The following is an 11486-nucleotide window of genomic DNA, read 5'->3' on the forward strand; positions in this document are numbered from 1 at the left end:
TCATCACACCCTTATATTTGTCACTTTACGAACTAGAACGAATGTTAATACAATTCCCACTAAAAAAAGAATGAGGAGAATGATGCCTATTCCAGAGAATAAAGGGTCTAAAAAGCCGTCAATAATGTTATTCATCATTAGTACTAAGAAGATTGGAATGATTGGAACCATATAAGATACGTAGCGCTGCTCCGCTGTCATTGTTTTGATTTCCTGCTGCAAGACTTGCCTCTCCTCGAGGGTCTGGCTCATTTCATCGAGAACCGAAAAGAGATTTCCCCCAGCTTTTTTTTGAATCAACAACGTCGCTGTAAAAAGTTGGAATTCCCTTATGTCGATTCTTTTTTCCATTGACTTAAGGGCTGTGGAAAAATCGATGCCGAGAGATAGCTCGCTGGACAAGCGCTTAAATTCCCCGCCTGCAGGCTGGCTGATTTCTTGTGCCACTAGATGGATACCCTGATTCAAGGTCATCCCCGAACGTGTTGCGTTGGCCAGGACCCTGCAAATTTCCGGCAATTGCTCAGCGATTTTCTGCTTCATAAGGTTCTTTCTCAATAAAAATACTAATCTCCTCGCTCCCTCCAATACCAATCCGGCAACCAGCAAATTGATCGGGAACCGAATACTAAAAAAGTTTTGGAGGAGGATCATGACGCCCATATAAGATACAATCAATGCGCCAATATACTCGGAAGGTGTAAAAGGAATATTCGCCCGTGATAGCTTTTCTGCAATGGGCTTAGCTGTATCAGTGCAATCAAATCGATCACCCAAAATCACGATGAAGCTTCTTCGTTTGGAACCATCATCATAGAATTCTGTAACCTTCTTCTTTCTATCTCTTTTCTCTTTTCGGTAATCGAGGAAATAATAAAGTGAAACAAGATACAACAGGACCGCTGCAGTGGTTACAGCTGCTATAGTCATCGGTAGACCTCCTCTTGAACGTCCCTAAATGCCGATTCTGGAAAATCGATGCCAAATACCCTTAATCTCTCTAAACACTGTGGGACATATCCAGTAGGTGTGAAATATCCGAGTATCTCGCCTTTTTCATTTATGCCGGTTCGTTTAAACTGAAAGATTTCTTTTATCTCATGGGTTCCATCCCCATTCTTCCTTACTTCAGAAATGGAGACGATCTTTCTCGTTCCATCAGTTAATCGTGTGGCTTGAATGACGATGTCGAGCGCTCCGACGATATATTCCCGAATAATGTGGCTCGGCAGGTCCATTCCTGCCATGATCACCATCGCTTCCACCCTTCGCAGCGCGTCATCCGGAGAGTTGGCATGGACGGTGGTGATGGAACCCTCATGGCCGGTATTCATTGCCTGCAGCATGTCAAATGCTTCCCCGCTTCGAACCTCACCGACAATGATTCGATCAGGACGCATCCGCAAGGCGTTTTTCACCAGGCTTCTAATGGAAATTTCACCTTTTCCTTCAACGTTTGCTGGCCTCGCTTCCATTCCAACGACATTCGGTCGATCCAGCCTAAGCTCCGCTGAGTCTTCAATCGTGATGACCCTTTCCCCGAACGGAATGGAGGCTGCGATCACATTAAGCAAGGTCGTTTTACCAGAACCCGTTCCGCCTGAAATGAGTGTATTCATCTTGGCTTTGACGACCCCCTCCATGAATGTTGCCATCACGGAATTCAATGAATTGAAGTTTAGGAGGTCTTCCACTTGGAACGGCTCCGAACGGAATTTTCGGATCGAAACCAAAGTACCATTTAAACTGATTGGGGATATGACTGCATTCACACGGCTTCCGTCTGGCAGTCTGGCATCGACCATCGGCGAGCTTTCATCAATCCGTCTTCCAAGCGGCGCCACTATCCGGTCGACAATATGTCTTACGTGATCGTCATCCCGGAATTTCACATCCGACAGGACCAGCTTTCCTAAACGTTCCACGTATACTTCTTGATAGCCATTTATAAGGATTTCAGTAATGGAAGCGTCATTGATCAATGGCTCAAGTGGACCAAAACCGACCGATTCATCCAATATTCTTGTTATTAACAGCTCTTTATCATTCCGGGAAATGATCACTTTCTCTTCTGACATGAATTGTGATACGAGTTGTTCAATCTTCAACCTCATTTCCCCCTGTGAAAGCTGGGTGAGTGCTTCAAGATTCGTATCACGCAAGAGCCTCGCTTTATAATGTTCTACAAGGTCGTCTACCAAATGATTTTCGTAATGATAGGATGTTGACTTTTTCTGTACGAACTTTTCTTTTCGCTTTTCGAATAGAGACGACATGTTCTAAACCTCCTATTTCAAGACAGACAACGCGAATTTATGAATATCTTTCGCAAATGGGATCAGTTTCCTTTCCTTTGAAATCTTTCTGACTGGCTCACCTTTGTTCACAAAGGGCTGCAGTCCTTTAATGTCCCTTCTGATGGAAGCGGCAATCGGAAACCTTAAAATATTTTTGATATCTTTTTGCTGAACTTCGTTTTCTTTTCCGGTTTGGTTAAAAACAATCTCCATCCTCGACGCAATTTCAATTCCCAATCTTACTGATAGCTCCTCATATTGTTTCAAGACCTTTAACTCTGGGGTGCCTGGAGTTAAGACGTAGAAAATCTTGTCGGATTCTTCGAGAGCTGTCACGACCTGATTATTGATTGAAGAAGGAAGGTCAAGAATGACATAGTCAAACGATCTTCTGCACGTTCTTAATAATTTGGCGACAAACTCTTCGTTCAATGTTTCCCCGACCTCTGCGTCACAAGGGCTGATCAAGATTTCCATCTTTGAATGACTCTCTGTATTGGATACATTTCGAATGTGATTTTCGTTTAATTCACTGATAACGGGTGTCAAGTCGGCAATTGAACGATTGGAATCAATCGATAATAGTGTCTCGATGCCGCCGAATTGGAAATTCAAATCGATCAAGATCACTTCCGCAGTGGACTCCAGCTTCAATGTTTGAGCAAAAGCTGAAGAGATGATCGACTTTCCCGTTCCCCCATTCCCGCTGTAAAAGGAAAAGATTTGTCCTCTTCCTCTTCCGAAGCCCATCTTCGAAGGTTCGTCCTGGGAATGTTTTTTTAATGAATAATTTTTGGTGATGGTCGGGAATCTACTAAGAAATAATGACAGTTCATCAGGGAAGATGAAAAAATCCTCTGCCCCTGCCTTCGTAATGTTTCTAAGCAATGTGACATCAGACGTATTCGCTAAGAATATGACATAGCATGAAGGATTGACCGACTTGATATATTGAATCAATTCAACAGCCGTATCATTTTCAGGTTGGATAAAAATGATGATATCCCTCGTTTGCCGATTGACTTCCCTCACGACATCTTCCGGGGGGATGACCCCAATATTTGATTCATCTGTATCAAGAGAATTTAATATTTGATTATGAGTAGCTTCATCGCTGCTCACCAATAAAATATCTAATTTCGATTCCATCGTATGCTCTCCTCAAATGGGTTCATTTTATTTTAAGGTTTCTTTGATTTGGATTTGTTTGTCGTTGTGGCTGGAGCCGGTTTTTTCGTTTCCGTTTTTCCGGCCGGCTGTTTCTCTGAATCCTTTTGATCACCATTGGCATCTGTGGTAATTTCACTGCTTTCATCAACAGCCGCTTGTTCAGTTCCTGCTTCCTCTTTACCAACATTCGCTTTCAGGATCCGGATTTTGTCTGCATAATTTTCCATGTGGATTAACTTTGGAGCATCCTCTGCACTGACCTCGACAGCTATTCCTGCAAAGTTCTTGCCTTTTCCTTGTGCCCAGTCTACTGGGACATCCCGTAAAAAGTATTTTGTTGTTTTCTTTCCGTTATCATCTACCGAAACAACGATATCCACCCGGTCGAGCGCTTTGATTTCTTGGTCGAATTGGATTTTGTCAGACATCTGAATGGCAACCAATCTATTATTCTCATTTCTTAAATTCGAAATCGGCTTCAGCATATTCTGGGTGATGATCTCCCCTTCTGATAATGAAACGACTGAAACCTTGCCTGCCAAATCACCTTTGTCGGTTATATAAGAATTCTCTACAACAAAACGATTCGGGATTTCCATGACACCAATCTGGCTTTCTGTAATAGGTGTCCTTGGGGGAATATCGTCTTTTGCAATGTAGATCTTCGTCATCCCCCCGAGTTCAGAATTCAGGGATTTCACTTTGTCCAACACTAAATAACCTGCTGCAGCTGCTAAAATAAATGCTAATAGTAAAAAGATGGCTGCTCTTCGCTTCGACTCTAACATTCCTTGACCTCTCTTCCGTTGACTTGGCTTTCTTATCGATACGTATATGGCTGAACGAGGTTCCCAAATGTGTCCAAAATGGTAATTTTGTAGCATAAATAGGAAAATCGTTCCTTTCATTTCCTTTAAATACCACCTGTTCCTAAAAAAGAAACATAGGAATTCAAAATATTGTCATAAACATCCTTATATGTATTTATCACCTGTTCACAATTTGGTCAAATACAGGAAAGTGCTGTCGAAATCTGTCTGTTATTTTTTTACTATTTTTACTTTGGTTTTAAAATAATTATCAGGATAAAAGAAGTAGGGATTGAATAGAAATAATGGGGACATTTGGATTATAAGTTCAAAAAACGATGGAAATAAAACGCTTTATGTTACAATTGTTAAAATTCATAGGTCTATAGCATCTATTTATTCGACAAATGCTTCATCAAGTTTTCTTCGCCAAATAATTCCTGTTCATTCAAATGGTTCGATAGGTACATGAACATATCAAAAATGAGATTGGAACGAACATAATCACCCCACTCTAAGGACTAACCATATAGGACTGAAAGAATGATTTGTTCATACACCGCTGTTGATTCCGCGCAAGACTTCGCCTAATTAGAAAAAACCACTTCCTCAATTTAGAAGTGGTTTTCTATATTTCAGCTCCCTTTCATTTAAGAGAGTCATAAAAGCTTCTTCAATTCACGCTTCGCATTCATACACGCAGAAAGTTCCATATCGATTCGATTATATTCCTCTGTATCTTTTACCAAGTAGCTAATTTTGCCCAGAAGTTCCGTCATTTTTGTTTCCACCAGGGCAAGCTCCTCGAGGACATTTCGTTCTTCTTGTGAATGCACGTTCTTTTTTCGTTCCTCGTATTCCTTCAACCCTATTTCATAAGGATGAATCCTTCCATTTTCAATGACCAGTAATTTCGTACACAACTTCTCGATCAAATATCGGTCATGCGATACGATGATCAGGGTGCCGGTAAACGTACTGAGCGTTCTCTCCAGCTCTTCCCTGCTCGGCAAATCCAGATGGTTGGTCGGCTCATCTAAAATCAACAAGTCATATTCCATTAGGATCATCTGAATGAGCTTGATCCGCGTCCGCTCCCCAAGACTTAACTGCGAAATGGGCTTCGCCAGGATTTCCTGCCCGATCCCCATAGTCGAAATGAGGGTTCTGGCTTTCGTCTGCAGATTCTTCTCCGTTAGATCTAAATATTCTAACGGTGTCTTTTCGCTTGGCAGGTCGCTGACATCCTGCGATAGGTAAGCACATTTCGTAGATTCACTGATCCACAGATCGCCGCTAGTAAGGGGCTCTTTCTCAAGCAGTATATTGATAAATGTCGTTTTGCCTGCTCCATTAGATCCAAGCAAGCCGATTCTTTCCCCATGCTTTATATAAAAGCTGCTTTTATCAAACAGCACGCGGCTGTCGAACTGTTTTTTGATTCCTTTTGCTTCGAGGATCCGTTTTCCCCGCTTTATGTCTGATTCAAATTGAAACGTAACAGATTTCTCTTCTTTCGGCTTTTTCACTTCGTTCTTCGATAATTCAAGATTCAGCCGTTTCATCTTAGACTTTACCTGATTGTCCGTTTTCTTTGCCTTGGCCCGCTCGAATTCACGCAGCCCCATCTGGCGGTTTTCCGAATTTGATCCTCCCTTCCCCGCTTGGCGATGGGCCTTCGCAGACCATTCTTTTAAGTTGGTCATCTGCTTTTCAATCATCTCTACTTTCCGCTGCTGCTTTTCATAATCCCGTTTATGCTGTTCGTACCTTATTTGCTTCTCCTGGCGATAACCCGAGTAATTCCCCTCGTATACCGTGAGCACTCCATCTTCCAGCTCAAATATTTTCGATACGGTTTCGTCTAAAAAATAGCGGTCATGAGAAATGATAATGGCTGCCCCCGAGTAGCTTCTCATCTCATCGATCAGCCAGCCCACCCCCTGCATATCCAAGTGGTTGGTCGGTTCATCCAAGATTAAGAACTCCGGAGAATTCGCCCAAATTTTCGCAAGGGACAACTTCAGCTTTTCTCCCCCGCTTAAATGCGGGAACTCCTCTTCATCCAATCGATCTTTAGGCAGGCCAAGCAGCTTGCTGGTCTCCAATAACTTCTCCCCATCATTCAACAGTTCAGAATCAAGCGACAATGAATAATCCGTCGACTGCGGCAAGTAGCCGATTTTCAAGTTCGCAGGCGACATCGTCACAGATCCTTTTTCAGGCTTCATCATGTCCATAATGATTTTCACAAACGTCGACTTCCCAGCACCATTCCAGCCGACGAGGCCGATCTTCTCCCCTTTTCGTATATCAAATTGAACATCCCGCAGGATTTCCCGTTCTCCAAAACTTTTCTGCAATCCTTTTCCTTGTATGACCATTGTCATAGCAATCACCTCTATTTACGTTCTTTTTGAGAGGTTTTTTTCAAAATAAAATAAGCCTCTCCAAGAACCCTGGAGAGGCTAGTATCTATATCCATCACAAATAAACATGCAAACGTTTAATTCCATACAAATACAGGCACAAAAAGAGCTCTGTGTGTATTTGTAAGGTAAACGGCAAAGGCTCGTATGGACAGACTAATCCTATTTCTCCAGGTTCTCATTTTCAAATTCATATGAGTGTTATCCCTTCTAAAAATAAGATTAATTCCACATTCGCTCAGTACCATTCCTTTTCTAGATTTCCACTTTCATCATTAGTATATTTTTACATGGATGCGATTGTCAATCATTTTTCGTTTTGAAACATGGGAACTGCTCCCCTACACCATTCCCGAGATCTTTGAAAATCCAAGAAATTTTATGAAAAGCTCAACTATCCGCAGCTGCAGAGGAAGCAGCTGCCTGGTCAGCCTTCACACAATCAATCGCGACAACCAGGGCAATCAGGATAGTTTCCATCTCTTCTTTGAATATTTGGACCTTATAGCTGTCGCCCCACGTGAACCACTCCTTGCTCACTTGGCCGATTACTTCACCATGCTGCAAGACTCGAAAATCCTTGTTCAGCCAGTTTCCCAAATACTAAAAAGTTTTCAAGCTTATAAAAGAATGAGGACTTATTTAACACTTATATATAAGAAAAAGCCGGCTTTTTCCCTTGAAACGGAATTAAAGCCGGCTTTTCAACTTCTACTCTTAGAAATTTTCAACCTATATTTCTTTCGATGATAATGGGAGGAACAGTTTGACTCCTCGTTTATTGAAAGGAAGGAATTTCATATCCCCGATCAGATGACTGCAGTACCCGACCATGCATGCTTCATATACCCCATTCATCATTAAATAGGAATCCAAGTGGCGCGCGACAATACTAAAGTAAATCACCCCGAGGACGGAGTGCGTATATGTTCGATGCGAAACGAGCGAAGCCCCTAGTATGTAGATACCTAAGAGCCACAGCCATGTTTCGTTCAGCTGCCAGCCGCATGCGATCACACCGATGCCGGTGATGGTCAGCATCCTCCTCTGGGTGATGAAGCTACTTAACGCCATCATCGCCGCTCCATATCCGACGCCGAGCCAGCGCTCAGTTCCCACTCCTTGCAGGTAGCTGTACAACATCATCAAGAAGCCGATGATTTGGGCGACGGCCCGGATCATTTTCGGTGAAAAGGTTACTTTATTAGAAAGCTTGCCGTCAACGTCCAAGTCAGGCATCAATCCTGCTACACCGCCGATTCCGACAAGTGCTGCCGTCGTGCCTGGAGTGGATCCAAATGAATTGGCCACAATGAATCCCGTTGCTGCTCCCACTGTCATATGTGCTGTACCGTTCAATTGTGTCCTCCTTCGTTGATGTCCAGATTTATGTAGGGTTTCCAGACTTTTATGATAGACGTTTTGACTCGATTTGAACATGGGAAAGTGGGATTATTTCTTTTTTCTCTTTGGTTGCCACAAATAGAGTATGGTTGATTTCCGCTGCGGGGTCTCACCTGTCCCGCTATTCCCTCCGGAGTCTCGAACCTGCCACTCCTTTTAGAAAACAGCCATACAAAAACACAAAAAACTGCCTCCTTAAGGAAGCAGTTTTATTACCAAAGTTAGAGCAACTTGTTCTTTTTTATTGAATTTGATTCTTTTGTTTAAATGAAAAGATTTCTTCGACCGCTTTCTTGTAGCCTCCCGCATGTTGCAGGGAGGCACCGACTTTCCGGCTGTTCTCCTCATAAGCTGGATTCGCCAAGACACGCTCGGCAGCACTTTTCAGTTTTTCAGCATCGAGGTGCTCCGGGTCCAGGGCAAATCCTGCCTCTAATTCCTCGATTCGCTTGGCAATCAGCGGCTGGTCGGCGCCTGCCGGAATGACGATCATAGGGACACCGAAGTACAGCCCTTCACTGGAACTGTTCATCCCGCCGTGGGTAATGAAGAGATCCACTTGCTGCAATACATCCAATTGCGGAACATAATTGTAAACATTGAAGTTTTCTGGGATATCGCCTAACTGACTGATATCTGTCTTCTTCCCTACCGACATCAGGATGGTTGCGTCGCTTTCTTTAAATGCTTCAAAACACGTCTGATAAAACTCCGGCTGCTCATTAAATACAGTCCCCATCGAAATGTAGATCAGCGGGCTTTTTGAATTATCTTCAAAGGATAAAGGCTCCACATCTTTTCGCTTGTTGACTGAAGGACCGACGAATTTATACGTGTGATCAAAATGATCGGCATAAGGCTGATATAACTTTGACGTATACACCAGCGTCATGTCGCCCGGATGGTACATGATTTCAGTAAAGCCTTGGACAGGGAAATCGTACTGTTCGTTCCATTTGCCAAGTATATCTTTTATTTCTTCATCATCCGGAATGTCCATTTTCATTTTTTCACGATCGACCGTAAAACTCGAGAAAATCTCCTGATTCAAAGCGAAAGTCGTGCAGGAAGAAATCTTCGGCAATTGAAGCTGATCGGCGATGATTTTTCCCGCCGCAAAGTTTGTATCATAAATGACATAGTCGTATTCTTCAGCCTTCACCTCTGGAAGGACTTCCTCAATGACACGGTCCATCCCTTTTATGAGCGGCTGGGCAATCTCTCCACCCTTGCGAGGTTTGCCTTTCTCCATACGTGGAAGGAAGTTTTCATAGGCACGAAATTCCGCGCCAGCCTTTTCAATTTTATTTTGATAATCTTCGATACAGTAGTAAACGACGTGCTCCCCTTGTTGAATCAGTTCCTCAACAAGCGCAATCGTCGGATTGACATGGCCTTCACCAGGAAAATTAAACATAAGGACATTACCCATTCATACAATCTCCTTTACCGCTTTTTAGTAACACGTGAAGCGTACCATTCACTTTTTACGGCAGTAAAGGAAAGCGGACCGGATAAACGAAAGTTGATTCCTTTGACCCGCGTCGATGGTTGGCAGTGAGAGGAATTTGTAGAGGAAAAAGCTTATTTAACTGACTTAAGCAGGATCGCTAAAAGAAATTAACATAATGTGATTACTTATTAGTATAATAAATGAACAAAGATGCAAGCTTGATTCTGTTTATCTGGGGGGAGATAAGTTTGGACCTATTTTTGTTTCTTTCAGTAATTGTTGGTATGACTTTCATTTTTTTATATTTTGTCATCAATTATGACCTAAAGAAAAGAAAATTAGAGCTAGAAGATAAGAAACTAGAGTTGGAAATGAAAAAGCTACAACTCAACAAAGAAAGTCAAGAACAAGGGGACGAAAAGCGTTAAAAGGACAGCCCTTATATATAAGGAAATTTGGGAAATGGGGACAGGTTTACTATCCCATTTCATTGATATGCAGCAGCAATTCTCGTGTTTTCACCATAGCAGAAAAAGCCTTACATCCTCTTGTGATGTAAGGCTTTTTCTGATTTCTAATTAACTCCTTGCCGATATTGGTATCATAAACAACAAAAATCCTCCCCTCTTGATCATCATGCAGAGGGGAGGATTTATAGAGAAAAGATGATTATTGATAAAGTTTTCTACCTGGTTTTAAATGGATGGAACCTTTGTTGACTAAGACAAAGTAGGATAAAAAGGCCATGAAGCTGGCTGAAGACATCACAATTCCCATTGGTATGGCTGTATATTCTCCTGCAATCCCGACTAATGGGGATGTCAATGAGCCTAGTAGAAATGGCAGCACACCCAATAACGCTGAAGCACTTCCGGCCATATGCCCCTTGGTTTCCATTGCCAATGAAAAGGAAGATGTCCCGATAATGCTAATCGACATGACAACAAAGAAAATAGGGACCGCAACCGCTATTAACGGTGCTTTTATGATCAGAGCAAAAAGCAGGAACATCGCGGCTGTATTAGAAAGAAGCAGGCCGATCTTCAAGAACGTTTTCTCAGAAAAAATCGAAAACCGCCCAACAAGTTGTGTACCAATGACTAACCCGATGCCATTGACACCAAAGAGCAAGCTAAAGATCTGAGGTGAAACACCGTATATATTCTGATAAACAAAGGAGATGCCAGATACATAAGCAAAAATGCCGGCCACAGTAAAGGCTTGTGTAAAGGCATATCCTGCAAATTCACGGTCCTTCAGCAAAGAGCCAAAGTTGCCGATGACTTGTTTAAAATTGCTTGGAATCCGTTTTTCGGCAGGCAGCGTCTCCTCCAGTTTCAACGTAACCGACAAAATGAGAATGAGGCCAATACAAGCCAGGGCAATGAAAACACCTTTCCAATTGGCAAACGTAAGAATAAGGCCACCCGAGATCGGTGCGATAATGGGACCAAGATTTCCGATCAGCATTAACGATGCAAAAAACTTCGTGAGTTCCCTTCCGCTATAAAGGTCGCGTACCACGGCCCTGGATATAACCAGTCCGCCTGCTGCCGCAAAACCTTGAATAAACCGCGACACAATCAATGTATAAATATTTGGTGCCGCCGCACATGTCAATGAAGAGAGTAAATACAAGCTAAGAAAAATAATGAGCGGCTTTCGACGGCCTGTTATATCACTCAACGGCCCTATCAGCAATTGCCCGAATCCCAACCCCAGCAAGCAAGTCGTCAAGCTGATTTGCACCAAAGAAGCATGCGTATGAAAATCCTTCACAATCGTTGGAAACGAAGGCAAATAGGTATCTATTGTAAAAGGACCAATAAGCGATAGCGACCCTAGTAACAGAGCAAGCTGCAACCGCTTGGACTTTGATAAAGTATTCAAATCTATATTCCCCCATCTAAGTTGTAATAATTAA

The 11486-nt window shown here is 42.6% G+C and carries 9 protein-coding genes and 1 pseudogene; 1 reads left to right on the forward strand and 9 read right to left on the reverse strand.

Going from position 1 to position 11486, the window contains the following annotated elements; all coding sequences use genetic code 11:
* Positions 1–3: 3 nt before the first annotated feature.
* The 8 genes and pseudogenes from D9X91_RS20955 to D9X91_RS20990 form a co-directional block, all read right to left on the reverse strand.
* Positions 4–930 (reverse strand): type II secretion system F family protein, encoded by a 927-nt coding sequence (locus D9X91_RS20955; RefSeq protein ID WP_121682610.1) that lies wholly within the window; start codon positions 928–930, stop codon positions 4–6.
* Positions 927–2276 carry a CpaF family protein gene (locus D9X91_RS20960; protein ID WP_121682611.1) on the reverse strand — a complete coding sequence of 450 codons (1350 nt, stop codon included), beginning with the start codon at positions 2274–2276 and terminating at the stop codon, positions 927–929. The genes D9X91_RS20955 and D9X91_RS20960 overlap by 4 nt, the downstream gene beginning before the upstream one ends.
* 12 nt (positions 2277–2288) lie before the next feature.
* Positions 2289–3446, reverse strand: a complete 1158-nt coding sequence (locus D9X91_RS20965; RefSeq protein ID WP_121682612.1) for an AAA family ATPase — start codon at positions 3444–3446, stop codon at positions 2289–2291.
* 32 nt (positions 3447–3478) lie between these two features.
* Entirely contained in the window at positions 3479–4255 is a 777-nt protein-coding gene (locus tag D9X91_RS20970) for an SAF domain-containing protein (RefSeq protein WP_121682635.1), read from the reverse strand.
* A 680-nt stretch (positions 4256–4935) separates the two neighbouring features.
* Positions 4936–6666 carry a ribosomal protection-like ABC-F family protein gene (abc-f, locus tag D9X91_RS20975; RefSeq protein ID WP_121682613.1) on the reverse strand — a complete coding sequence of 577 codons (1731 nt, stop codon included), beginning with the start codon at positions 6664–6666 and terminating at the stop codon, positions 4936–4938.
* Between the two features lie 429 nt (positions 6667–7095).
* Positions 7096–7302: pseudogene (locus D9X91_RS20980) on the reverse strand (LURP-one-related/scramblase family protein); the annotation flags it as partial.
* Between the two features lie 135 nt (positions 7303–7437).
* On the reverse strand, positions 7438–8064 hold the full coding sequence (locus D9X91_RS20985) for a metal-dependent hydrolase (protein ID WP_121682614.1): 627 nt from the start codon (positions 8062–8064) through the stop codon (positions 7438–7440).
* A gap of 286 nt (positions 8065–8350) precedes the next feature.
* Positions 8351–9541, reverse strand: a complete 1191-nt coding sequence (locus D9X91_RS20990; RefSeq protein ID WP_121682615.1) for a macrolide family glycosyltransferase — start codon at positions 9539–9541, stop codon at positions 8351–8353.
* A gap of 269 nt (positions 9542–9810) precedes the next feature.
* Between D9X91_RS20990 and D9X91_RS20995 the strand changes: the two genes are divergently transcribed.
* Positions 9811–9990, forward strand: coding sequence for a hypothetical protein (locus D9X91_RS20995; RefSeq protein WP_121682616.1), 180 nt, complete (start codon positions 9811–9813; stop codon positions 9988–9990).
* Between the two features lie 241 nt (positions 9991–10231).
* Here the strand turns inward: D9X91_RS20995 and D9X91_RS21000 are convergent, their stop codons facing one another.
* Positions 10232–11452 (reverse strand): multidrug effflux MFS transporter, encoded by a 1221-nt coding sequence (locus D9X91_RS21000; protein WP_121682617.1) that lies wholly within the window; start codon positions 11450–11452, stop codon positions 10232–10234.
* Between the last annotated feature and the right edge of the window lie 34 nt (positions 11453–11486).

This window comes from Falsibacillus albus, from assembly GCF_003668575.1.
Lineage (GTDB): Bacteria > Bacillota > Bacilli > Bacillales > DSM-25281 > Falsibacillus > Falsibacillus albus.

What these genes read in the sequence shown, in the direction of transcription:
- D9X91_RS20955 (WP_121682610.1), bottom strand. Translation starts at nt 930, where the DNA reads ATGACTATAGCAGCTGTAACCACTGCAGCGGTCCTGTTGTATCTTGTT.
- D9X91_RS20960 (WP_121682611.1), bottom strand. Translation starts at nt 2,276, where the DNA reads ATGTCGTCTCTATTCGAAAAGCGAAAAGAAAAGTTCGTACAGAAAAAG.
- D9X91_RS20965 (WP_121682612.1), bottom strand. Translation starts at nt 3,446, where the DNA reads ATGGAATCGAAATTAGATATTTTATTGGTGAGCAGCGATGAAGCTACT.
- D9X91_RS20970 (WP_121682635.1), bottom strand. Translation starts at nt 4,255, where the DNA reads ATGTTAGAGTCGAAGCGAAGAGCAGCCATCTTTTTACTATTAGCATTT.
- abc-f (WP_121682613.1), bottom strand. Translation starts at nt 6,666, where the DNA reads ATGACAATGGTCATACAAGGAAAAGGATTGCAGAAAAGTTTTGGAGAA.
- D9X91_RS20990 (WP_121682615.1), bottom strand. Translation starts at nt 9,541, where the DNA reads ATGGGTAATGTCCTTATGTTTAATTTTCCTGGTGAAGGCCATGTCAAT.